Genomic DNA, 25,916 nt, shown 5'->3' on the forward strand with positions numbered 1-25,916 from the left:
AAACAAAAAAAATAACCGATTGTGTAAAATTAGAAAAAAAAGGTTTATTTAAGCCAAAAATGTAGTAAAATAGAACTCATCTTCGATTTATTAAGTAAGAAGGTATCTTTATGACTAAGGGTTCAAAAAAACAATCCAGATTATCTGATAAAATGCAGAGATTAAAAGAGAACATACTTGCTCTGCTTTTAGAAAGAAAAACCCTTATGGAACAGGTGTACGAAGGCAGCAGATTTGCCTCCTTAGTCACTACAGGTATTAGCAATGTATTTAATGTAATTGCCTCATTTTTAAGCTCATTTAAAACAATACCCATTATTGGCAGTGTATTCCAAACCATTGCAACAATACCGCAAGCTATTTCCTTCATTGCTGATCCCAAAATCACATTTACCCAAAAAGCAATTACTGGCTTGGTTCTTTTGGTAGTTGGTGGCATTGCCCTTGCTGCATTTATGCTTGGAAATATAGCGACCCTGATTTTAGGAACTGTTTTTTCCTCGATCTTCACTTTACTGGAGGGTTATAATTTCACCACCAGAGTGATTGATAAATTTAAAAAATCAAACCGCTATAATGAAAGCAACGAATTTGTGACTCTGATTCAAGAACGAAGATATCCTGAAACGGATAAATACAATGAACAATTAGAAGTTCGTGCGGTAGAACTGGAACATCTACTTGCTGGTAATCAATTTAAAAAAGAAACCAAAAGAAAATTAAAGAATGAATTAGGATTCATAAAAGGTATTCTCAACAAAAAAGAAATAATCATCGGCCAAAATCCAGAAAATACAGCGTCTCAACTCTCCGAGCTCTATAAAATTCATCAAGACCAATTGGGAGAATTGGCAGAAAAGCTGTCTTTAATCACTGAAGCAACCAAACTGGAAGGACATGATGATATTCTTGACGAAATTCAAAAAATTCAAAATGCAATATTAACTACAGAAGAAGACATTGCTCTTATTACTAAACCTATCAAAGAGCTTAATTTTGAAAATAACATCGCTTCCGATAAGCTTAGTATATCGTTTAGTACATTTATGTTAAACGTAGCCGCAACTCTGGTTTCATTTATGGGCTTGCTTCTAGGATTAGGTGTCATAGCGGCGCCTCATGTATTTGTTCCAATTATGGTGGGTATAGGTATAAGCCTTGCCATTGCCGGCTTGATACGATGGATAGCTGAAAAGGTAACACAATACGATGAGCGAACCTATTTGAGAAAAAAAGAAGAGCACCAAAAAGAAACCATTCTGGATGAATCCCTTTATATGCATGAGCAGAATCTTGGAAAGGATAATTCTGCTTCAAAAGGAAATTCAAGTCACTCCAAACACATGTACGATCTTTTAAATCCTCAACAAACCGTCACAGAGGAACCGAAACCTGCAATCATCAATTCTCCTCGCCCCAACGAACACGTGACGCTCTTTGACTTTGGACAGAATGTCACTGCGGAGCAACTTGAAAAAAGTCATCAGGCTGATAACGATCCCATCGCTTATGAAAATATGACTCTGCAGTAAGACTCTGAATGACAAAACGAAATTGTTTATTTATAATACAAAAAACACATTGATTACGAGAGCGCATCTATGAGCCTGAAGCGATATCATGAAGCACAAAAAGGACAACCAGGCTATGATAAAGCCAAATCAGAACTCCAAAAAGGCAGAAAAACCAGCCATTGGATTTGGTATATTATTCCGCAACTCCAATCACTGGGATACAGTGAACGTGCCAAACGCTATGGTATAGCAGATTTTAAAGAAGCCTGTGACTATTTAAGAGACCCCCTTCTTTTTAAACGTTATAATGAGATTGTCAGCCTTATCGAACGTCAACTACAAAAAATCCCCGTTGAAACACTGATGGGAGGCGCTACTGACGCGAGAAAACTAGCCTCCAGCTTAACGTTGTTTCAAGCAGCGGCATCGTTTCTGAGTTCAGCAAACCACCAAACCCAACATGATTATGCTGGACTTGAACAAAGATGTGCCCGAATATTTCAGATCATTACAAACCAGGGCTATCCCCCATGCAAAGCAACCCTTGCTGAGCTAAATAAACCCGGGCAAAACATTAAATACAACAACACCCATGCATCTGTTGTATTAACCCGACAGGAACAATTTGCCCATGCCAAATCCAAACCTGTATCCTTGGCCCATGAGTTGGCAGAATATCAAAAAACCAGGAAGAATGAATGGGAATTTCATTATAATTTTTTAGGAATTGTCTCTGTACTGTATTTTATCCAGGATATGCTGTTAGGTACCGATCATTTCAATACAAAAAATCGGGAAATAAAAATCAGTGCGGCAGCAAAGCTGGAACGAATTCTTGACCCCGCTCAACCCAAACCAGAGCCTTTAAACAAAGCAGAAATAAAAGCACTGAAAGAAGGAAGATTAGGAGATCTAGTCAGCAGGCATGGAAGTTTAAATCACATAATCGCTAATGCTCCAATGAAACCAATGGATGACCCTTCATCACAAAGCGGCTTACACCTTTAAAGCGGGTACCATATATTGTGGCAAAGGAGTCTCAATACCCGCTCGATCAAATTGCTGTTTTATGCGTTCCTGCACAATATTCCGTGCAGCCGATAGTTCGCTAGTACTAACCCATACCATAAATTTGAGCTCTACAGCAGAATTGGCAAAATTATTAATGTTTACCATAGGTTCAGGATCTTTTAATACCTGTTCACAGTGTTGTGCTATATCCAGGAGCATGGATTTAACCTGACTAATATCGCAGTCATAAGCAACCGCTACAATAATATCAAGACGCCGAGTTGAGAAATAACTCAGATTGGTAATCTCTGATTTTATCATGGCCTCATTCGGTATTCTGACTAATTTATTGTCGGATGTTTTGAGTTTCGTAGAAAGTAAATCTATTGAATCCACAACGCCCGTTATGCCTTTGACCTCTACGGTATCGCCCACCTTAAAGGGATGTTCAAATAACAAAAAGATGCCACTGATTAAATTTGAAGCTGCGGTTTGTGAAGCAAAACTGATTGCTACGGTAAACACTCCTGCAGCCCCCAGTAACACACTCAGCTTAAATCCAATATGCTGCAAGCTGGTCACTGCAAATATAGTGAACACAGCATAAAAAACAACTCTTCTGATGAGCATGGTCTGATGGCGAGAAAACCGTTTTATAAATGTTCGTTCAGCCAATATGCCTAATCGTTTTGCAAAAAAATAACCAATTACAAACAAACACAACGCATAGGTAATATTAACCATCTTGTCTGTATGAACGAAATAGCTTAAATAACCTTTAGGTATCAATTGTTCCATGAAACGTCGACCTCATCTCATTTTTTGCATATAATTATGACAGGATTTTATTTGAAAACCATATTGTTACAGTATAATGTCTTAATTTTATAGACATTACGAACCAAGAGCACTATGAACAAAATGACCCCTTTAAAACGATGTGGCTGGGTAGGACTAAATAAACCACATTATGAACACTATCATGACACCGAATGGGGTGTGCCAGTACATGACGATCTAAAGCATTTTGAAATGCTATTGCTTGAAGGAGCACAGGCCGGTTTGAACTGGGAGACTATCTTAAAAAGGCGAGAAGGTTATCGAGAAGCATTTAAACAATTCAACCCAGACCACGTTGCGCAAATGTCCGATGAAGAGCTGGAACGGCACATGACGAACCCTGAAATTATTCGTAATCGTCTTAAAATCTACTCAACGCGAAAAAATGCTCGTGTTTTTTTGGCAATTCAACAAGAATTCGGTTCCTTTGATGCCTATATTTGGCGCTTCGTTGATGGTACACCTAAAATCAATCGCCCCCAAACCCTACAAGATATCCCTGCCAACACACCTGAGTCAGATGCCTTGTCAAAAGACCTTAAAAAAAGAGGGATGACTTTTGTTGGATCAACAATCATGTATGCATACATGCAGGCAGTTGGTCTGGTAAATGATCACACTATTGATTGTTTTTGTGCCATTAAAAACCAAGGTTAATTCTTCTGGCTCTATTAGCCACAACTCTCAAATTCCTACTATTTTAACCCCATCACCCTAAACCCTCTCCCCCTCGCCACACTCGGTGGAGGGGATTTGATCGAAAGAAGCTCAATTTTACTGGACACTTATGTGCATAAATGTGGATCCAATACGCCGATTATTGCCTGTAGGGACAAAAACACTTAGTCCTTAAGGGGCAATCCATACATCAAAATAGGTAATTTTACTGACATGACTGATAAGTCCTTTTAGAGAATAATCGCCGCTCTTTTTAATGGCTTATTTATGGAACATTAGGATGTATTCTAAACAAATTCTACGAATGCACATGCTGTCATACATTAATGACAAGACAGTATTTCGCACCATTTTGGGATGGAGTACCACCATCATCTGCACGCTTATCATGCAAATCATAGTTCACAATACGGCATTAAATGCCAATCTGTCTCATTTTGCAGTCGTTTTTTGTGCTGCTTTGGGGATGTGGATTTTTCGCCTTGTTCCCGAAAGTATTCCAGCTGTTTGTATTATTTTAAGCACATTATTTTTTAATTTTAACCCACAATATATTATTCTTTCTGGCTTTATTTCCGATAGTTTCTTTCTTACTTTAAGTCTATTCGGTATTAGCTGTGTGTTAATCAAATCTCAATTATTTTATCGATTTTCCTTATTTTTACTGTGTCGCCTGCCACCCAGTCAATCCTTGTTGCAAAAAACACTTTTTACTATGGGAGCATTAATGACCCCGGTCATCAGCGTCCAAAGTGCTCGAGTTACTCTTATGGCTCCCCTACTGGATGACCTCGTAACCAGCAGCAAAATAAATCCCCGCAGTGCTTCAGCAAATGCATTAGCTTGTGCCGGTTTTAATGGATGTATTTTATTATCAACTGTATTTCTTACAGGAAAATCAAGCAACTCAATACTCTATGCCATGCTTTCCCAACAGCAGATGGGACAGTTTAGCTGGTTTGACTGGTTATTAGCTGCCTCCTTTCCCGGAGTATTACTGACTGGGTTATATTTTATTGTCCAATCCCGTTTGTTTCGAATAAATCACTCTATAAGCATCAACAAATTCAGACTGAAGAAGGAGTTACTCTCTTTAGGCACATTAACTGTCGAAGAATGGGCAGCAATTACAGGAATAGCAACGTTGCTTATCGGACTCTTCTTAAATGCCTGGCATCCCATTCCCGGGTTCTTTATTTGTAGTGTTGTGTTTTTTGTTCTGTTCCTTACCGGAGCAATAGAACTGCATGAATTTAAAACCAAAATTAACTGGTCATTTCTATTCTACCTCGGAGCCATCATTGGGATCATGCGTTACATACAAAATACCGGTATTGATTTATGGCTCAGCAACCAATTGAACTTGATCTCGAGTTTTGCTGATAGCAACATCATATTCATCATTATCGGTATTTATCTGATAAGCTGGTTGTGCGGATTAATACTGGGTACTATGACCGCTCCTGCATTGTTGTTTGCAGTAATCATGCCCGTGACTCAAAAAGCAGGGATTAACAGTTGGCTTGTTGCTTTTATTATCCTGATGGCTACTGAAGCATGGATATTTCCCTATCAATCCAATTATTATCTGTGCTTTGAAGAGTTACTCAACAAGAAAAAAAATTTCCAGCTTAAACCTCTTTTACGCTTTAATTCCTGTTTAGCGCTGCTGAAATTGGGCATTTTGCTGTTGTCTATACCGTTTTGGTATTGTTTAAAGATCATCTAATTCAGACGCTACCCATTAGGTAATATACAAACAGGCATAGTGACAATTTATCTGTTCACGCGGAGCTCTGATTGCTCTGCGGACTCTATTGATTCCAGCTCTTCCCAACATCGAGCAAATTCACGGTTATCATGAAAACCATAACTGGCCAGTTTGGCACAAACCAATTGAACATTATCGCTGCCAAGACGATAGCATACTGGTAATGCTTTATCGGACAACCCACTCGTGAGATACCGATGATATTCTTGAGGGAGCTGAAAAAATGGAGGTAATGTTTTCGCATTAACATCAGTACCAACGATACGATGCTCAATTTTAATCCCCTTCGTTGCGAAAATACTGGTTACCAGTTCATCAGGCAAATGATTTTTAGGGTAAAAAGTCATTCCCGGAGGGACATAACTCATTCCATATCCCGGTGGTATGGCTCTGAAAAATACAAAAACTGTTGCTTTAGGATTATTCTCAGCCAGACTTAGCGATATTCTATGAAAATTCAAATCAGCAACACCTATCGGACTGAAATTACAGGCCAACTTGCCATGAAACAAAATTAAATCACCATATTTAGGATGGGACATGCGTTCCACATCAAAAGCAAAAAAATTTGTTATTGAATTGTCTTCTGACTTCCAAACATCCACATAAAACTGACGATCTGCATCCGTCTGCTGAGGCAATAACATGGCTCTGAAATAATCAGCCTGATTTCTGGCCTGTTCACCACCCAAAAATTTAAAAATATCCGGTTTTTGTATCAACTCATCCAGTTCTTCCTGAGCTAACAAATGAGCCGGTTTAATCATTGAGCGATAATTTTTCCCATCCAAAATAATCGGGGTTTCAATCACGATCCTATCCAATGAAAAATCAGGTTGCTCAATCCTTGTTTGCCCTACTCGTTTACGCTGCGCCCTGGCATCCAGACGCTTGTTATGGGCTACGAACAAGTCCTCCATTTCAGAGGTGACTATCGGATCAGTAGGAACTTCAGAAAATCGTTCCTGATCATAAGGGCCATCAGGAACATGTCTGGTCCAATATTTTAAAAAGAACTCCAAAATTCTCAAATCATCTGGCTTGGCCCATTTAACAGCCAGTTCAAAAGGAGTAAGGCCAACTTTATTTTCTGGCAAGGTTTTCAGATAAAACAAGATAATGCGTACCATAGCAAAATCATTCATGCGCACAGCATCAGCCAAGCGACTGTTCACCTCATCGAGCGTAACACCTCGATAGAGAAGCGTTTCCATGATTTCAGGAGTTTTAGCATTATCAATCGGTCTGAAGTATAAGGAACCCTTGCGATATTCATGAGAGTAGTTACTCAACGAAGCGCCTTGGCTAATTAAATACTCTGTTATGGCTGAATGACCATTCGCAATGGCTAACAATAAAGGACTAAACCCGAATGGATCTTTGCTCTCCAGAAGCCCCGGATCCTTCTTCAACTCACCCTGCACCACATCCAAATGACCGTCAATGCAGCTTTGATGCATTAATGAGCGAGGACTTTTCAGTGCCTTCTCTACTTCAGCAAGATACTGTTCTCGCAAGTCTAAAAAGTGAGCCATAGGATCGTCTAACACCACTCTGGGAATACAAATAATCATGGAATAACTTTTTTGTCTTACCTGTTCTATCCACGGTAATTGTAAAATTCCGTCCCGCTCCGCAACCTTTAAAATAAACTCATATTTTTTCTGTTGATTAAAATCCATCCGTCCCGTCATCACTCCTTCATGTTGCCGAGCCTCAAAACAGAGTTTTTCAATGCTCAACACACCAAGATAAGCAGCCAGCTCATGTGCCGGCATTCCCCTGGGATCCTTGACATTGGCACGATGTGGATCTTCCTCTAATAATCGACGTACTCGCTCTTCGTCAACGTCAAGAATGGCTTGATGAATTTCCGGAATGCCGTCAGGAACAACCCGATCATAACGCTCATCGAACTGCTGAACAGCACCACCAAAAGCCAAGGAATTCATAGATCCAAAATAAGGTCTGTCTGTGGTTGTATCGCACTCAATCTCATTTATTTTTTGGAGATTTTCCGGGCATGGATCGAGCATTAATTCAAAAAGAGACTGTTCAACAGAACTAAATGGAGCCAGACTATCAATAGTTTCTATGAAGCGCCTTGCTTCCGTCCGCTCTTCAATATCAAATAAATCTTTGGTAATTCCCAATCGTGGATTGGCATCAACACTTCTGTCAAAAAAAATAAAATGAGGGCCTTTGCCTTTAAAATGGGAATACACCTTTCTCGCTACAAACGGTCGGGGATAAACAATAGAGGATAAATATCCTTCAGGATGATAAGCAAAAACCAATTCCTTTAAGGGCGATCGAAAATGGACATTATTAAAACGCATGATCCAGGAGGGCGTTCTTCTCAGATCCACCTCATCATTATTTGGAGGTGCTATATTGTTTAAATAATTAGTTGAATTTCTTAAGCGGCTGTATTCCCAAAGAGCACGCGTTTCGACGGAGCTACTACTGGATCCTGCACTTTTAAGGGTACTCAAAAAACCACGAACTAAACCACCAGGTACAGACATTCTAATTGACTCCATTACGAGGGCAATATAGAATCCCCCCTAAAAATGGACAAAATATTATCACCAATCCAAATTTCAATCAATTATCAACTCAACAGCCCAAAACTATGATGGAGCTTAACTCATACTTAAAAAATCACCCTACCCTGATCTTTGCTGAAGACATGAAAACAATTTGCCAACCTCTTTTTAAATTAGGCATTGATTATTTCAGCCACGTGATGATTAATTCGCAGAATGAAATGACAGCCAATGCAAGTAATCCCGAGTATTTTCGTTTTTATTTTGAGCAAGGCTTCCATCAATCCGATCTGCATACAGCACAATTTGACATACCGCAACGTTATGTACTCTGGCATTTGGTCAAACGAGAAGGCAAAGCAGAGGAACTCTACCAATCAGGGATAGAATTTGGCCTTTTCTACATTTTTACTGTCATTGAACGGGCCGGGAATGAACAAAACTATTATCATTTTGCAGCTAAATCACATAAAGATTATATGAATGAATTTTATTTCAGACATATTGATTTATTGGAACAATTTATTGCCTACTACAAACATTCCGTGCTACTTAACGACAGACTGAATCGAGCTTATAAATTACCTTACAAAATTAATAACACTACAGGATCACACATCATCAAAGTAGATTTTTCGAGTTCACTCACATCAGTGACTATTAAGGACTACCTGAACAGTATTCAGGTAAAATCAAATTTGGCTCAACCCGTTTTAGAATTATCACGACGTGAACTGCAATGTGCTTTATATTTGCTCGAAGGGAAAACATCCATGGAAATTGCACATTTACTAAATATCTCCCCCAGAACAGTAGAAGTCTATTTTAATCGACTGAAAAATCGCTTTGGCAGCAAAAATAAAATCCAATTAGTTCGACATCTAATAGAAACAGGATTACTCAATCAAACTTCTGTTTCGTTTGATGCATAAACGAGAATTAGTTTTATCTTCACTCAATTTATTAAGAAACGATTTGTGGCCTACCCTATTGAACACCATTACAACTGAAATTAAGAACGAAGCACCTGGTTTTGTGAACAAAATGTATTTATCTCATAAAAAATGCATCATTACGAGCGTTAGCGAAGCAGATCGAATCTTTGCTCGCATGCTTTAGTGCTTCACTTCGTTTGCAACGACTACTTATTTACAAAGAGCGCATCCGTTCCTTGTATCCACTAATTAAGGATTGTCCTATAATGATGAGCATGAATCCTATTATTCCATGCAATCGGAATTACAAAACGGAGGTGTTTCTGCAATGACTGCTAATTACTATGATTTTTATCAAAAAAATCCCGTTTTCTCATCTGAGTTTTACAGCCAGTTTATAAGAACCCTGGGAAAAACTCATGCTCAATGCGCAGACATTGGGGAATGTTTTATTACTTTGCATCAGATAAAAGACAAAGAGTTTAACAGCTGGTACAAGGCCTGGCATGATATGGCTGAAACAGTAGCCGAAATGGGTAAGGAAAGTGAACAATCAGGGTATTTTTACAGTGCCGGAAAAGCCTTCCTCCGTGCTGCAGAATATCATCGTGCCAGTGAATTCTTTTTAAGGGCTAACCTCGAAGATCCTCGAATTATGGTTATCTATGATCAGCTGCAGTCCTGTTATGAACGAGCGCTTCATCACCTGCATCCCAACGCGATAAAAGTAAGGGTGCCTTTTGACCATCACAGTTTGGATGGCTACTATTTCACAACCCCAACCGAACCTAAAGCCACTCTGCTCATACCCGGGGGGTATGACAGTACGGTTGAAGAGCAATACCCATTAGTGAACGCGGCCTTATCAAGAGGTTATGATGTTCTGACCTTTGATGGTCCCGGGCAAGGACATGTGCTTAGAAGATATGGATTAACCATGCGTCCGGATTTTGAAAAAGCATGCTCTCCAATCCTGGACTGGATGGATATCAATGCACGCAATCATCGATATATTGGCATCGGACGCAGCTTTGGAGGATATCTGGTACCACGTGCAGCATGCAGCGAACAACGCCTGTCCGGATTAATCTGCGATCCTGCTCAAATGAACCTGGGTACCAATCTCCAAAAGATGCTTAATCCTGAAGTTCTTGACTGGCTGAACACGGGCAATAAAGAACGAGTGGATCTCTTTTTTTCGGCACAATTCAGCAAAGATCCTATGAAGGAATTTTATTTTTATTCGCGGATGTCTGCCCATGGCTTGCATTCTGTGTTTGATTACCTGAATTGCCTTAAAGAATATACTTTGCAAGATCGCATAGAGGGGATTAGATGCCCCACCCTGGTTTGCGGTAATCCCCATGACGTTATCGCAAGCGCCAGTAAAGCATTTTATGATGCCTTAACCTGCGAAAAGACCTACGTTGTATTTTCAGCCCAAACAGGGGCTGGCGCACATTGTGAGGTCGATGCCAGCGCTCAATTTGAACGAATCATGTTTGATTGGCTTGATGAGCATTGTACTGGCTGACTCCCTCTAATACGACTACATTAATGCCAGTTTCTGTTATCATTAGACTAAGGCTTATTGAGTGATGAAAGAATACCTACTGATCATGGATATCATCAATGCATAATTTGATGTTAATTTTTTTAGCGTTCCTGCTGGTTTTACTTAATGCGTTTTTCGTTGCCGCAGAATTTGGAATGGTTAAAATAAGGGCTACCAAGATACAAGCCCTAAAAGACCGTTACGGACTCCGAGGACGTATTTTAGAACAAGTGCATCGTCAGTTAGACGCCTATTTATCTGCCTGTCAGTTAGGGATTACCCTTGCCTCATTAGGACTTGGGTGGATTGGGGAGCCAGCGTTTGCTCAATTGCTGGAGCCATTATTTCTATTTGCCGGAATCACATCACCCCAAATCATTACCTTCACCTCATTCCTGGTTGCCTTTAGCATTATCTCTTTTCTTCATATTGTTGTTGGTGAATTAATGCCAAAGTCTCTTGCCATCAGACAATCAATGATTATTTCAATCTGGACAGCGATACCGTTATACGCATTTTACTGGTTAATGTATCCAGCAATCTGGGCGTTAAACAGTTGTTCCAATTTCTTTCTTTCAATCCTGGGATTAAACAGCTCAAGCCATCATGAAGGAACATACTCCAGTGATGAGCTCAAATTAATCTTGAGTGGTAGTCATCTTCATGGAGAATTGGATAAGGATGAGCGTGAAATCCTCGAACATACCCTGGATTTAGCCGAACTTAATGTGACTGAAGTCATGCGACCTGCCGATGAAATGGTCGCGTTAAATCTTGATGAGCCTTTTGCAATCATTGCTCAAAAAATCCTGAAAAACAGATTCAGCCGCTATCCTGTATATGACACGGCAAAAAAGGAAATGGTTGGAGTCATCCATGTTAAAGACCTGTTTGCTGATTTATTAATGCAAAAAGAAATAAACACAGTGACACCTTACATACGACCTATTTTAAAGGTAACCCATAAGCTCCCGGCAATGGATTTACTCCGTAAATTTCGTGCAGGTATGCCGCATTTTGCCTTGGTATACAAGAATAAATCGACTTTAATCGGATTTGTAACCTTGGATAATCTGTTGCACGTAATGATTGGTCGTATTAAAGATGAGTTTCATAAAACCCATGATGATTGGGTAAAAAATCCAGACGGTTCGATCAGTACCAAAGGAGACTGCTCTCTTTATTCGCTCGAGAGAGCTCTGGATTGCGATATCACTCTGTCTTCTGAAGAGGAAGAGCTGAACACCTTATACGGTCTTATCATCACTCGTCATGGAAAATTGCCCAAAGAGGGGGAGATAATTTCATTTACTGAGTTTGATGCATTAGTTGAACAGGTTCAGGATTCATCCATTATAAAAATTAAAATAATCCCCAAAACAGAGAATATATACCCAGATATCATCAAATAAATGATATCTGGTGTACGAGATACACCATGAAGAGAGGATAATCCATTAACTGGATCGTGAATTAAGCGAGTGTAGACATATCAATAACAAATCGATATTTTACATCACCTTGTTCCATACGTTTGAATGCCGTATTAATTTCATCTATCCGTATCAGCTCAATATCGGCAGTAATGTGATGTTCGGCACAAAAATCCAACATCTCCTGCGTATCTTTTATTCCACCGATTAACGAACCGCTAACATTCAATCGCTTGAAAATCATAGGTAATAAAGGCAGTTCCATTGGTTCAGCCGGCAAGCCCACCTGAGTAAATTGCCCACCAACCTTAAGAAGGTTCAGATAACGGCTCATATCATGCTGGGCTGATACCGTATCCAGAATAAAATCATATTGATTGGCCAGAGCATTCATGGCTTGTTCATCTGTAGAGAGCACAACATCGGAAGCACCCAATTGTTTTGCTGCATCCACTTTATTTACCGAAGTAGTGAAGACTGTGACGTAGGCACCCATAGCGTGAGCCAACTTAACAGCCATATGTCCCAAACCACCTAATCCTACTACCCCTATTTTACTGCCCTTTCCAACCTGAGCTTTTTTCAATGGCGTGTATGTAGTAATACCTGCACACAATAATGGCGCTGCGGCAGCAGGATCCATCGATTGATTGATGCGTAATACAAAGTCCTGGGTGACTACAATCTTTTTGGAATAACCACCGTATGTCACTCCTCCAGAATGAGCATCTTTAGAGTTGTAAGTCTGTGTGCTACCTGCCACGCAATATTGTTCTTCATGATGTTGGCAATTTGTACAATGGCGACAGGAGTCAACCATACATCCAACTCCGACTAAATCACCCACAGCAAAACGTGTAACATCTGCACCGACTGCGGTAACCCGTCCAACTATCTCATGTCCAGGAACCATAGGATATTGAGAAAATCCCCAATCATTGTTCACCTGATGGATATCGGAATGACAAATACCACAATATAAAATATCAATGGCGACATCTTGTGCATTAGGCTCACGGCGTTCAAAACTAAAACGTTCCAGGGGAGCGCCTTTATGCAGGGCGGCATAACCAATAGTTGCTGACATAATCTGTCCTTACACTAAACTGAATTAATAAATTTACCTGGTCATCATAAACCGGCTCAAACCCATGATGATTTAAAACTATAGACCTATTTGCAGTATTGATCCAGCCAACACTCTCCATAAGAATCACATACTTCAACTTCCTCACAAACCGGAGCGTAGTATCGTTGAACTGGAACATTAATGATAACATTAGGAACAACAAACGTTGGTCCAACACCATAATAATAACCACGATTGTAGTATGGATAGCCCCCTGAATAGGGATGACCTCCAGGGTTATATACGGTTATGTCTTCGCCGTGATAATGGACATTTCCGCCGCCCAAACCAACGCGGACCACACCCCCATTCCAGGCCTGACTGACGGAACAGACAAGCACACCCAGCACAATTCCACAAACTTTTCGCGCAGTGCTTTTGTTCTTCATCATAACATTCACCTTCTTTTTTATTTTTGGAATTTATAGAGCGCTTTGTAACAGGCTCTGACCGCTTACAGACAGAAACCAAACACCTCTTTTATTTTTGGCGGGATTGACGAATTTTTTTATCCGTAGTGTATTGGGACAGTGAATAAACAGCCCAAAGAGCTGCGGGGACCCATCCTATGAGTGTGATTTGTAGTAGCAAACAGATAATACCCTGAATAGGTCGTCCAATAGTGAAAAAGACCGTAAAGGGTAAAAATATAGCCAGAAAAAGACGCACAGTAGTTCCTTACAAACAAAAGCAGTTCTTATTGATTTAATTGTAATCACTTGATATTTGATAATCAATGAGTTAGGTGCAAAATATCCTCATCAACTTCAGACACTTCAGCCTGTGTATCATAATACACAAAGAGTCTATGAGTTCATGGGCCTTAAGGTTACAGTTCATCTCATCTGATGTTCGGAATAAAAAATCAGTAACGTTATTGATCCCGTTTATTGTTCCAAACGTCTTTTTTGATGCAGTGGCTGATAAAAAATAAATCAAAATGAACTATAATTTTAAATGTACCTGCATTAAAGTTCGGAGATCACATGTACAAGTTAATTCAAATTGAAGGTATAGGTCCCAAATTTGCGGCAATGCTCAAACAAGCAGGAATTGAAGATCAGGAAGATTTATTACACATCTGCAGCAGCCGAAGAGGACGTCTCAAGTTAGCAGAACAAACAGGGATTAGTCATAAATTAATTCTGAAATGGACGAATCAGGCAGATTTGGCACGTGTCAACGGCATTAGTGAAGAGTATGCAGAATTACTGGAAAAAGCAGGGGTGGACTCCATCCCAGAACTGGCTCATCGCAATCCTGAACACCTTTATTCCATTTTGAAAGAGGAAAATGAAGTCAGCCATCTTGTACGACACATCCCAGGACTTCCTCAGGTAATTCACTGGATAGAGGAAGCCAAGAAACTGCCTAAAAAGGTATTTCATTAAAGTCTGTTGCCATTTCACCTTCCGACTAAGTGCCGCGGCTTTTCCCTGAGCAATCTTCACTTTTTTAAGCGTAGATTGGACCTAGGCCTAATGGCACTACCTACACAAACTAAACCCATTGGATCCCGCGGTCGATGCCGCGGGAATTCGGTTGAGATATGAGCAATTGCCATTTTTCGAATTCCGCGGCTGTGACCGCAGGATCCAATGTTTTAGCACAGCCATCCTGGTTCCGCGATCAAATCCACTGGCCTTCAGCAAAGATATGAGCAATTACCATTCTTCGAATTCTGCGGCTATGACCGCGGGAGAATAGGAGTTGTAGATACTGTTTGCTTGCAACTGAATCGTCTACACCTCTTAGAAAAACCAGTACAGTTCTACACTCTGGTTTCCGCGGTCACAGCCGCGGAAATTCGAAATACAGCATGTACTCACATATTAAGCGAATTCCCGCGGCTGTGACCGCGGGATCCAATGTTTTAGCACAGCCATCCTGGTTCCGCGATCAAATCCACTGGCTTTCGGCAAAAATGCGATCAAGAGACAGTTGCTCGCAAACAGGGGGCTGATTTCTAAAGATTCTAAATCGAAGCTCATCTAGTGCTCATAAAATACTGATTGCGAGCAACTGTATCTTTCCCGCCTGAATGTTATTGAAGTCACATATTTTAATTTCTGTTAAACGAAAATTAGCACAAACTTAATAATATCTTAACACTCCATTGCTATAATTGCTCGAATGTCAAATAGGAACATAAAGCAAATGCCTACACTCTATCAAGGTAAAGAATTAACTCGCTATAAAGAAAAGTCCGGTGGAAAAAATAATAGCAATGTCGATGGCTTTTATAAAAACACAGATAACGAACTATTTTTCATAAAAAAACCTGCAGATAAGAGTGAATTGTTTGCAGAGTTATTTGCCGGATTATTACTCAATGAATTTAAAAGCCGTCAAATAATCAGCGAAGTTTATTTTCCTTCGCTTATTTGTGCCGATGTCATTCAATTTGAGGACCAGTCCTACGGATTGATCCAGCCTTTGGTGGATTTTGACGAGTTGCATAAAATTATTGGGACCAGCTATCGTGATGGAAGCGATCGAGATCCGTTAAAAGAAGCACTTTCCGGACCTGATTACTATACAACGGTAACCAAACTGGGGGAATCCTTTGGTTTATCGATGGCATTGATGTTTTCCCTATTACTCGGAGCCCACAGCGTTCACAGCGGTAACATTGTCGTACTCAAAGGAAATGAAAACAGTACCAGCACGCAATTCGGCCGAATCGACTGGGGCGACGCATTTCGCAATTTTGCTCATAAGGACAATAATTCGAATATTCTTTACGCCTATGAAAATCGAGGCATATTCAATTACAGACGATTTACCAAAGACTATTTCCTCAATTTCAAAAAAATCAATGGCCTGTTTCCTGCCATGGCTGAAAAAGCCAAAACCTTACTCCCTAAATTGCCGGAAGATATCCTCCTTGATATAGTAGTCAGTGCATTGAAAAAAATCCCTGCTGATCTCCTTGATCAAACAACCAAAAATCAATTAGCAGGTTATATGTTTATGCCATCCTTTAAAGAAGTTCAGCTAGGCCCAGAGGCTCATGTTGACCAATTCGCTACAGAAATGGCCCAAATACTCGAACAGCGCATGAATAAAATCAGCGAATTAAAAGATTTTGTTGCTCAGGAAATTCCAGAACATTTGTATGCAAGCGTGATACATGTTCTACCCTATACACTGACCTCTGAAGGATTTACCTCTTTCCCTGAAATTATAAAGCATTGGAGTAGCACAATAAAACCCGATGCTCCAATTGATCTCTCTGGACTAAATCTCTCAAATCTGGCACAAATATTTAATCAGTACGTTTCAGATCTCGCACTCAAGTGCGAAGCCACAAACCAATGGGCGCACTCTCAAACCAATAATGCCAATATATTTCAGCCCTATTATAAAGGACAAGGAGAACAAATCCACGGACATGCATTTGTTCCCCAATATAAAGAAAGCACGATAGTGCGCCGTTTATTTTCAGTTGATTCACATACTCTTAATACACCAAGATTTGCAGCCTTTGAGCACGCGATAGAACAATATACCAAAGAACATCACGGCTCGGCCTGGACAAAAATTCAAACCCTGCTAGGACTGGGTCAAGAATTAATCATGCTCCTTAATATAGCAAACCAGATCCAAAAATTTGGAATGGACGAAGAAATCAGCCAAAACATTCTGCTTTTTAAAACGAATCTGACTGAGTTCCTTAAGGCCGAAGCTGAGGTTCGTGAACTTCTGGACAATCCACAATCACCTTTTTTAGAGAACCCTGTTCAAGAAAGCCACTTTTTTTATCCCATAGACAATATGGAATTAAATCAAATGACTGGCGATCAACTGGCCACAATCTACCTGGAAGAGATGAATGGTTTTGTTCCAAACCCATTAATCATCCGAATCATAAAAAACGATGCCTTGTGGCTGCGCATGAGTCAGTCTTTTAATACTGCTGTCTTTAACCCAAGACTTGATAATCCTGTGGAAAAAATCACAAAAGCCCACGAATGGAGGCAATTATTTGAAGCCTTACCAAGCGAAGACCCCGAAAAAATAAATTCGCTAATGCAGCAGATAAATGAACAGGAATCGCACAGTACCCAATTAAACGAACAGATACTCACCCTGCAAACAGCAAATACTGAACTTCAATCAGAGGTTAAAAAAGAGCAAAAAGCTAAAATTGACGCAGAACAGTCTGCTCAAAAGCTGTCAGAAGAACTCGAACTGCAAAAAAGGCAAATAGAGCAACTGCACCTGCAATTGGCTGAACAAGACCGAGCTATTTCAGAACTGCAGCAGCAAAACGCAGTTCCATCTATTCTGAGCACAGAGGAACACCATTCGCCTCAATCGATAAGGCAAAATGAACAAGATGATGCAATCCAGCACCAGCTAAAAACAGAAATAACTCAGCTTCAAAATGAACTGAAAAAACGTAAAACAACAGCAAACCCATTAGAGGAGTTGGTTCAAGCAGATGCCAAGGCACAACAAAAATATGACATTGCCATGGAACAGAATAAGCCTCTTCATTTTGCCCGCCTGGAACGAATGGCTCCAGTCTTAATTCAAATCGAGAATATCGAAATGAAAGCGGCCAGTTTGGTAAAAAGAAAAGAAACCAAGGCAGCCAATGCCGCATTCGCTCTGGCCTCCCAAATACGCACTGAAATGAAACTCTATGCAGAAAATCAAGAGCCCAATGAACAGATTGCTTTGAATGATTTTAAAATCAAGGCAGGCCAACACATTAATGCCTCCAAAGAGGTATTAAATCATCATAGGGAAGAATGGAAATACATACTGGCCAATGTCGCTGTTGGAATACTGCTGCTTGGAATCGGTTATGCTGCAGCACTACTTATTAATAAACAAGTAACTGGTCATTATACGTTCTTCAATAAAACAGACAGCGTAAAACTTGTGGATCAGTTAAACGAGAGTATTGTTGCACGTGAAATAAAACCGGGTAGTGGCGGTTGAACAGCTTAAGCATCAACCAGGAGAGATTGTAAAGGTTTTTAATGGGAATACCCTTAATCGTGTTGAAACCATGACGTGGTTTTTAAAAACTGAACTATTTCATGACTTATGTCTACCGCATTAGAAGGATGCCTAACCGTATTGCACGTGATGATTTCTTTGACGCCAACAGCCATTAAATTTTGATAGGCATCTCCGGCAAAGATCGCATGCACACCGATACACACTGGTGAAGGTACTTTCAACGCCTTCAAATGCTTTACTGTTTCAACCATTGTCATGCCTGTAGAAATAATATCATCAATTAAAATGGGCGTACTACCAGGGTAACAATCCAGATTGGGGATCGAGACCTCTACAGAATGGTCCCCTCTTCTGTGTTTTTCTAAAATCACAAAAGGCGCCTCTGCTTCACCCGCAATATTTTGGACCCATTGCATGCTTTCCTCATCAGGCCCTACAAGTAATGGCTCATTGATATTTTTTTGTATCCAGTGCGCAATAGGTCGGGTTGCATGCAACACTTGGGTGGGAATCTCATAAACTTCATTTAAGGCATGCCAACGATGTAAATGAGGATCTAAAGTAATTAAGCCATCAAAGTACGCCGAAATCAGTTTGGCAAAAAATTGTGATGTAATCCCCTGGCCTGGTTCAAATACTTTATCCTGACGCATGTATGCAAGGTAAGGGGCAATCAGAAACACCTGGGAAGCCCCCAAGGCTCTTGCTGTTTCAGCAGCAAATATTAATGGCATAATTTTAGGGTTTGGTGCATCCAGGCTAGTGAGTAAGAGTACAGTTCGATTTGATACCTCTGATTCAATTTTAATAACGGTTTCCCCATCGGGAAACTGATGTTGATTGATTATACCTGATTCATAATCGCAGTTTTTTTGAATTTTATGAGCCAACTCATCGTAGTCAAATAAAGGGAATAGAATGGGTTTATTGTTCATTAACTGACCTCAATCTGAAATATATCATGTTCCTGTTTCAAAAAATCAAGCGCATAATTCAACTGTCCTTTGGTCTGCGCATGGACTTTGAATAAAGGTTGGGATTTGGCGACCACACTATGGAGAGGTACAAATAATTCAACACCTGCAGATTTTTCTTCAGGCGCCCCGGCCAATTTAGCAACACGGGCAATATGGCGATTATCAATATTGACTATCGTACCCGACACAGTGGATTCTATAGTATGAGAAAAAGGCGCGACTGGAATACTTCTAAAACCACCTTGAGCTTCACAAATCGCTTGAAACTTGGCCAAAGCTTTGCCACTATCAAGCAGTTCCGTTGCAAGGGCTAGCCCCTGACCTGGAGCAATATCCTGAGCGAATTCAATGACTTGTCCAGCGAGCAACAATGCATGCTCTCTCAAGCTCTGCGGTGCGTCAGCATCGCGATTGAGCACAGAGAGCACATCAACGGCTTCCAAAGCCGGACCGATACCTCGGCCCACAGGTTGCGCCCCATCAGAAAATACAATTTTTATGTGCAGACCAAATTCATGGGCAACTGCTTCAAGAAAATTTTTGAGCCTTCTTGCTCGCTCTATTGAACGGACTTTAGCAGTCGTTCCAATCGGCATATCAATAACAATATGGGTTGATCCAGCAGCAATTTTTTTTGACAAAATGGAGGCGACCATTTGCCCTTCACTGTCGATATTGACCGTTCGCTCAATTCTGATCAATAAATCGTCTGCTGGGCTCAAAGCCATGGATCCTCCCCAGACCAGACATCCGTTCTCCTTCTCTACTACCTTTCGCATTGCAGGTAAATCCAGATCCACACAAGTAAATACCTCCATAGTATCCGCTGTTCCGGCTGGGGAGGTAATCGCTCTTGATGAGGTCTTAGGGATCATCAAACCGTATGCAGCAACAATAGAAACCACTATGGGTGTCGTTCGATTTCCAGGAAGCCCCCCAACACAATGTTTATCAACGATAATGGATGATGGCCAAGTAATCCGTTGGCCTGTTTCTATCATTGCTTTAGTTAAATCAATCACTTCTTTTTTGGACATTCGATCATCAGAACTGGCCGCGATAAACATGGCAATATTAATGTCTGATAATTGTCCGGATATGAGATCTTCTATGATTTGTCGGGTTTCATTGGTCTTCAATTCATGACCGTAAATTTTAGAACGTATGTAACTCAATGAATCAAGAGGCTTAGGGTGAGTAACCGTCACTTCATCACCTACTTGAGCTGCCAATAAGTCCCAAGCATAACGAGAAAGGCTTGCTTCATTATGTCGCAGCAATTTGGTTTCAACAGTATTCACAGTAGCAATAATAGAACGATCCTTCAAAGTCACCCTCACCCGTGTCTGAGCCGTAAATCCTTCCGATTTACAGATATAACAATCCTCTCTCATGTAAATGATGGGATCTTTAAAGGTATTGATACCTAGATATTTAAGCGTCAAAGTGGAATACGTTTCGCTCATAATAAACCCGATAAAATTGTATTAATAATCATGTCCTTATGCAGGGTGTTTTATCACATGCAAAACGATTGAACCAATCATAAAAACAGTATGCCATAGTCCGTCTAACAAAAAAATTACAATAGCATACTTTGATGTCAATTAAGGTATTCATGATATAGTAATTCCTTGAACATACAGGCTTGCTGGTTTTATCATGACACAGCAAAACTGATGTTTCATTTAAAATCAATTCATTCATTCACTAGGGGCTGTTGATATTTCATTATGTTCAAGCCTACTTTCCGCGACTTATTCGCGGAATCGATAGATAGTGCGCAAAACAAGAATATATTGCGCCTATAAAGAGTGAATTGGATCCCGCGAACAAGTCGCGGGACGTCGAAACTTGAATTGTCAACAGACCCTAACTATTAAACGTGTTTAAAGGATTAAAATGGACGTAAGTAAAGAAATAAAGGGAACTCCAATCCTGGTAGATCCAGTGTCTAATGTTTTAAAATGGGTATTGTTAATTACAGCAATCCTATGCTTTATTGTAATGATTTGGGGAACTGTCAAAACCTATCAATTAGCTCCCCCACTGCCTCATCAATTTCTCACTTCTTCCGGAGCAATCCTCATGACCGATGAGGACATCGTTTCTGGAAAAGCGGGGTTTCAAAAAGCAGATCTGATGGATTATGGCAGCCTTTATGGAATGGGCTCTTATTTTGGCGAAGATTTTACTTCACTATATCTGTTGGATTTAGGTCGAAAAACTGAAAATAACATCGCTCAAATGCAATTTAATAAACCATTTGCCGAATTATCGGAGGGCGAACAATACACCACGCGCAAAGCCATGCAAAACATGCTTCAACACATTGATTTGTCTCACGAATCCACAACCATACCTGACGCTGTTGCCACAGCAATAACTCAGATGCAAACAGAAATTGCAGCCGAACTACTTCAACATAATCCAATCAAAGGATGGACAAAAGCATACAGTCTGAATCAAGACAGTGCATTGAAGGTTGCTGATTTTCTTATTTACTCATCGCTGACCACAATCGCTCATCGTCCTGGGACAGAGTTTTCATATACCAATAATTGGCCCTATGAACCCACCATGGGCAATACCCCGACACCTTCTACTTTTTATTGGACCTGGGTTTCCTTTTGCTTTGTGTTCTTTGGTTTTGGGGCTGTTCTGTACCTCTACCATCGTTATCTGAACGATCCGGATACAGCACCAATGACCCCTGTGTTATTAGCGTTTTCTTCACTGACTTCAAGTCAGCGAAAAGTAGGTAAATATTTTCTAATCGTCGCTGTAGTATTGTTAACTCAAATTGCAGTTGGGGTATTACTGGCCCACTACTACACGGAACGAACCGGGTTTTATGGAATCAAGATTAACGACTACCTCCCCTTTAATTTCCTGCGTGACGTGCACACCCAGACACCAATAGTCTGGATCGCTCTATCCTGGATCAGTTCGGCGGTATTTTTGGCCCCCATCATCAGTGGTAAAGAAGCAAAATGGCAGGGCGTTCTGGTCGATGTATTATTTTGGGTCACCTTGTTTATCGTCGCTGGAGCCATAATCGGTGATTATTTGGGGATCATGGGCGTGATTGATACAGCCTGGTTCTGGATTGGTAATCAGGGATTATCGTACCTGCAACTGGGTCGACTCTGGCAAATTGGTTTTTGCGCAGGTCTATTTTTATGGAGTTACATTGTATTCAGGGGAATGTGGCCAACATGGGACAGACTCAAAACAGCATCCATCCAATTTTGGACCGGCAAAATTCAACTGGAACATCTCTTTTGGGCGAGCACTATAAACATCGCAGTTTTATACTGTTTTGGCATGATTCCTTTAACTGGTATTGAAAAATCATTTACCATCACTGATTTTTGGCGTTGGTGGGTAGTCCATCTCTGGGTAGAACAGTCTTTTGAGTTTTTTGCTGCCTGTGCTACGGCCTATTTACTCATGGGAGTCGGTTTGGTATCCAGGCCTTTAGCCGAACGTACCGTATTCTTTGAAGCGATTCTCATCTTTTTAGGCGGTGTCATAGGTACTGGCCATCATTGGTATTGGACTGGAGGCCCAGATATGTGGGTACCTTTAGGATCCATGTTTTCTTTTATTGAAGTGTTGCCGATTGCTTTGCTGATCATCAATGCCATTCAGGAACAACAAAAAATTAAACGGCATAAAGATTTTAAACAGTCCCTGGCCTATCGTTATATTCTGGGTGCTGCATTTTGGAATTTTGTTGGTGCCGGAGTGTTTGGCGGAGGCACTTTAAACGCCCCCTTGGTCAATTATTACGAACACGGTACTTTTTTAACATTAAATCACGCCCATACCGCCTTGTTTGGCGCCTTTGGCCTGCTTGCGCTGGGGATGGTCTACTTTTGCCTTCGTTATGCAGCCGGAGATCGATTCCAATGGAGTGATCGATTGGGAACATGGGCTTTCTGGCTTTATAATCTGGGACTTGTTTTATGGATAGTTTTGAATTTCTTCCCCATAGGTTGGCCACAATTACAGGCAGTTTATGAACAAGGGCTCACTTATGCGCGCAGCCTTGAATTTTATGACACCACCCTGCTTTGGCAATGGTTACGCATACCAGGAGATGTTGTCTTTGCCCTTGCTGCCGTGCTAATGGCCTATGACTTCATGGTTAAATTCAAAGTAATTTTTTCAAAAAAATCGCAGGATTGCGTGATTCATTAACTTTTAATCTGGCTCAGGTGATCGGCGACAATCACCTGAGCTAGTGACGTTGGTAATGACTACCTCAAAATACTCTCACTTAAATAGACTATAATCATAAAATAAGCTGAAGTTAATTCGCCTCATTGTTCTTTTAAGAACTAATGAGACTGAATCAAACTGGTGTCATTTATCCATCAAATTGGGGGCACATGGAAATCCCTGAGTCAGTAAGAGCACTTTTATTAGAATTACCACTTCATTTAGATGAAGAGGAGCCATCTTAATGCTTATAGATAACGAGATCAGTAAACAGTTAAACCAAAGATTGGTTATCGAATGCTATAAGGATTATATATTTCTTGTAATCAGTGATATTGCAGCCGCAGTAATTTACTTCAGCGTATTATGGGATTACGTATCCAATAGAACCGTTTTAATCTACTGGCTCGTCTCTGAAATTATCATTAATGATGTCATCAGGATAATTTTTTTATGGTTTTACCATAATCAACTCAAGAATTCAAAACCTCAAAATCTGAAATTCTGGAATTTCTATTATATAGCAACTTCGTTTGTTGCCGGCATCTTCTGGGCAATTGGTGGATTGATTTTTATTTACGTTGATGATCCTTTGCACCGTTGCATCATTTTCCTTGTTTTAATAGCCATATTAACGGCTCCTGCTCTTAAAATGATAGCAATAAAATATGCATTCATCGCATTTGAAGTGCCAATAGGCATCATGCTTTTTTTGGTATCCCTATCCATCTCTCCTTCAGTCAGTTTAGAGTTATTTCTGGGGGTAATCATATTACTGGTACTTTTAAGTTATGGCTCTTTATCCGCTCATCAAACTTTAAGAAATTCCATATTAAAAACTCTGGAAAATAATCTCCTTATTGAGGAGTTAAAAATCAGTGAAGACAACTTTCGTAACATCATAGAAAATGCTCCTATAGGGATGGCATTCTTATCTCTTGATGGGAAATATCTGGATGCCAATCATGTGGTGTTGGAGCTACTTGGCTACACCAAGGAAGAATTAAGCAAATTAAGTTATCAGCAAATTACTCATCCTGATGATCTTGAAAACTCACTCCATGCCGTTCATAAATTAATTAACGGAGAAACATCTGTTGTTAGATTAGAAAAAAGATACATTCATAAAAACGGAAGCATTATTACGGCCATTAGCAGTGGAACGATAATTCATCAATACGATAACCTTAAAGTATTCCTTACTCAGATAGTTGATATCAGCGATCGGGTAGCAAATGAACATAAAATCCTTGATCTTAACAATAAAACCATTTCGACCCTAAATGAATTAACCCTTCTTGAAAAAAATGAAAAGCTTGTCAATAAACTGAATGGGATGCTGCAACTGTGCATCACCATGGATGAAACCTATCCAAGGATCAATTTGATTGCTCAAGAGCTTTTTTCAGGTTTTAATGGCGCCCTGTCTGTACTCAATAAATCCAACAACAGTTTGGAAACGGTCATCCAATGGGGAAAGGATAAAATATTACGCAACATATTTTCGCCAGAAGACTGTTTTTCAATTCGCGAAGGCAGCATCACCATTATTGATGATCCTGAAACATGGGTAGCTTGCCCTCATTACCTGAATCCTCCAGTGGGTGGATATATGGTCTTGCCATTATTCGTGCAAAATGATTTATTAGGAGTAATCCATCTTTCTGCACAATCCGCCATTCCTATACCCAAACATCTTCAGGATACGGCACTAACATTTAGTAATATGGTTAAAATCGCCTTATCAAATATTAAATTGCGTGAAAAGCTACGGGAGCAGTCATTACGCGATGCACTGACCGGCTTATACAACCGACGTTATATTAATGAATATCTGCCTAATGAACTGGCAAAAATGATGCGCGAAAAAAGCACTTTGAATGTCATCATGATGGATTTGGATAATTTTAAAAAATTTAACGACGATTATGGGCATGAAGCCGGTGACGAAGTCTTGAAATTAATTGGACAAATCATCAACCAGAAGTTCAGAGTCGGTGATACAGCGTGTCGCTTTGGCGGCGAAGAATTTTTAATCACAATGGTTCATACCGAATTGAATGATTGCATCCAACGATTAGAGGAGTTTCAGAAAGCGATTAAAAGTAAATCGGTATTTTTCAATAACCAGATTTTACCTGTGGTCACTGTTTCTATAGGTTTGGCCATAGCTCCCAAGCATGGAACCACAATGGATGAACTAATCCAAGCCGCAGACCAAGCACTCTATAAAGCTAAAATGTTAGGTAAAAACAGAATCGAGCTGTATGAACCGCCTGGTCCCAGATCATAAAGCTGGTCTATAATAACTTATATTGGA

The 25,916-nt window shown here is 40.2% G+C and carries 18 protein-coding genes; 11 read left to right on the forward strand and 7 right to left on the reverse strand.

What is annotated here, in order from left to right; genetic code table 11:
* The first annotated feature begins 110 nt into the window (after positions 1 to 110).
* Positions 111 to 1,532, forward strand: a complete 1,422-nt coding sequence (locus ELY21_RS07405; protein ID WP_127108306.1) for a T4SS effector SidA family protein — start codon at positions 111 to 113, stop codon at positions 1,530 to 1,532.
* Between the two features lie 69 nt (positions 1,533 to 1,601).
* A complete protein-coding gene (locus tag ELY21_RS07410) occupies positions 1,602 to 2,522 on the forward strand; it encodes a DUF1810 family protein (RefSeq protein WP_127108308.1) in 921 nt (306 codons plus the stop codon).
* On the opposite strand, the gene ELY21_RS07415 is transcribed toward ELY21_RS07410, so the two are convergent.
* On the reverse strand, positions 2,511 to 3,323 hold the full coding sequence (locus tag ELY21_RS07415) for a mechanosensitive ion channel family protein (protein WP_127108310.1): 813 nt from the start codon (positions 3,321 to 3,323) through the stop codon (positions 2,511 to 2,513). The two genes, ELY21_RS07410 and ELY21_RS07415, sit on opposite strands and share 12 nt — an antisense overlap.
* 123 nt (positions 3,324 to 3,446) lie before the next feature.
* Here ELY21_RS07415 and ELY21_RS07420 point away from each other — a divergent pair, with 123 nt between their 5' ends.
* The gene (locus ELY21_RS07420; protein WP_370272553.1) at positions 3,447 to 4,022 is read left to right on the forward strand and encodes a DNA-3-methyladenine glycosylase I; all 576 of its coding nucleotides are present in this window, start codon (positions 3,447 to 3,449) and stop codon (positions 4,020 to 4,022) included.
* 301 nt (positions 4,023 to 4,323) lie between these two features.
* Positions 4,324 to 5,772, forward strand: a complete 1,449-nt coding sequence (locus ELY21_RS07425; protein WP_158618529.1) for an SLC13 family permease — start codon at positions 4,324 to 4,326, stop codon at positions 5,770 to 5,772.
* A 47-nt stretch (positions 5,773 to 5,819) separates the two neighbouring features.
* On the opposite strand, the gene ELY21_RS07430 is transcribed toward ELY21_RS07425, so the two are convergent.
* Positions 5,820 to 8,342 carry an ankyrin repeat domain-containing protein gene (locus ELY21_RS07430; protein ID WP_127108316.1) on the reverse strand — a complete coding sequence of 841 codons (2,523 nt, stop codon included), beginning with the start codon at positions 8,340 to 8,342 and terminating at the stop codon, positions 5,820 to 5,822.
* Positions 8,343 to 8,347: 5 nt separating this feature from the next.
* On the opposite strand from ELY21_RS07430, the gene ELY21_RS07435 reads away from it, so the two are divergent.
* From ELY21_RS07435 to ELY21_RS07445, 3 genes are all read left to right on the forward strand, one after another.
* Complete coding sequence (locus ELY21_RS07435) at positions 8,348 to 9,295, forward strand: helix-turn-helix transcriptional regulator (RefSeq protein WP_127108318.1); 948 nt, start codon at positions 8,348 to 8,350, stop codon at positions 9,293 to 9,295.
* Between the two features lie 331 nt (positions 9,296 to 9,626).
* Positions 9,627 to 10,832: a S9 family peptidase gene (locus tag ELY21_RS07440; protein ID WP_127108320.1), complete on the forward strand. Its 1,206-nt coding sequence runs from the start codon at positions 9,627 to 9,629 to the stop codon at positions 10,830 to 10,832.
* Between the two features lie 98 nt (positions 10,833 to 10,930).
* The gene (locus ELY21_RS07445; protein WP_127108322.1) at positions 10,931 to 12,265 is read left to right on the forward strand and encodes a hemolysin family protein; all 1,335 of its coding nucleotides are present in this window, start codon (positions 10,931 to 10,933) and stop codon (positions 12,263 to 12,265) included.
* 61 nt (positions 12,266 to 12,326) lie between these two features.
* On the opposite strand, the gene ELY21_RS07450 is transcribed toward ELY21_RS07445, so the two are convergent.
* From ELY21_RS07450 to ELY21_RS07460, 3 genes are all read right to left on the reverse strand, one after another.
* Entirely contained in the window at positions 12,327 to 13,373 is a 1,047-nt protein-coding gene (locus tag ELY21_RS07450; protein WP_127108324.1) for an NAD(P)-dependent alcohol dehydrogenase, read from the reverse strand.
* A gap of 86 nt (positions 13,374 to 13,459) precedes the next feature.
* The gene (locus ELY21_RS07455; protein WP_199741669.1) at positions 13,460 to 13,807 is read right to left on the reverse strand and encodes a hypothetical protein; all 348 of its coding nucleotides are present in this window, start codon (positions 13,805 to 13,807) and stop codon (positions 13,460 to 13,462) included.
* 88 nt (positions 13,808 to 13,895) lie between these two features.
* On the reverse strand, positions 13,896 to 14,084 hold the full coding sequence (locus ELY21_RS07460) for a YqaE/Pmp3 family membrane protein (protein ID WP_081675615.1): 189 nt from the start codon (positions 14,082 to 14,084) through the stop codon (positions 13,896 to 13,898).
* Positions 14,085 to 14,401: 317 nt separating this feature from the next.
* On the opposite strand from ELY21_RS07460, the gene ELY21_RS07465 reads away from it, so the two are divergent.
* Both ELY21_RS07465 and ELY21_RS07470 read left to right on the forward strand, forming a co-directional pair.
* Positions 14,402 to 14,806 (forward strand): DUF4332 domain-containing protein, encoded by a 405-nt coding sequence (locus ELY21_RS07465; RefSeq protein ID WP_127108326.1) that lies wholly within the window; start codon positions 14,402 to 14,404, stop codon positions 14,804 to 14,806.
* 766 nt (positions 14,807 to 15,572) lie between these two features.
* A complete protein-coding gene (locus tag ELY21_RS07470; RefSeq protein WP_127108328.1) occupies positions 15,573 to 18,368 on the forward strand; it encodes a LepB GTPase-activating domain-containing protein in 2,796 nt (931 codons plus the stop codon).
* Between the two features lie 53 nt (positions 18,369 to 18,421).
* Here the strand turns inward: ELY21_RS07470 and ELY21_RS07475 are convergent, their stop codons facing one another.
* Both ELY21_RS07475 and ELY21_RS07480 read right to left on the reverse strand, forming a co-directional pair.
* Positions 18,422 to 19,327 (reverse strand): ribose-phosphate pyrophosphokinase, encoded by a 906-nt coding sequence (locus tag ELY21_RS07475; protein WP_127108330.1) that lies wholly within the window; start codon positions 19,325 to 19,327, stop codon positions 18,422 to 18,424.
* Positions 19,327 to 20,835, reverse strand: a complete 1,509-nt coding sequence (locus tag ELY21_RS07480) for a thymidine phosphorylase family protein (RefSeq protein WP_127108332.1) — start codon at positions 20,833 to 20,835, stop codon at positions 19,327 to 19,329. The genes ELY21_RS07475 and ELY21_RS07480 overlap by 1 nt, the downstream gene beginning before the upstream one ends.
* A 436-nt stretch (positions 20,836 to 21,271) precedes the next feature.
* Between ELY21_RS07480 and ELY21_RS07485 the strand changes: the two genes are divergently transcribed.
* Both ELY21_RS07485 and ELY21_RS07490 read left to right on the forward strand, forming a co-directional pair.
* Entirely contained in the window at positions 21,272 to 23,575 is a 2,304-nt protein-coding gene (locus ELY21_RS07485) for a nitric-oxide reductase large subunit (protein WP_127108334.1), read from the forward strand.
* Positions 23,576 to 23,840: 265 nt separating this feature from the next.
* Positions 23,841 to 25,889 (forward strand): sensor domain-containing diguanylate cyclase, encoded by a 2,049-nt coding sequence (locus ELY21_RS07490; protein ID WP_233588682.1) that lies wholly within the window; start codon positions 23,841 to 23,843, stop codon positions 25,887 to 25,889.
* Positions 25,890 to 25,916 lie beyond the last annotated feature (27 nt).

The sequence above is a fragment of the Legionella sp. km535 genome (assembly GCF_003990085.1).
Lineage (GTDB): Bacteria > Pseudomonadota > Gammaproteobacteria > Legionellales > Legionellaceae > Legionella > Legionella moravica.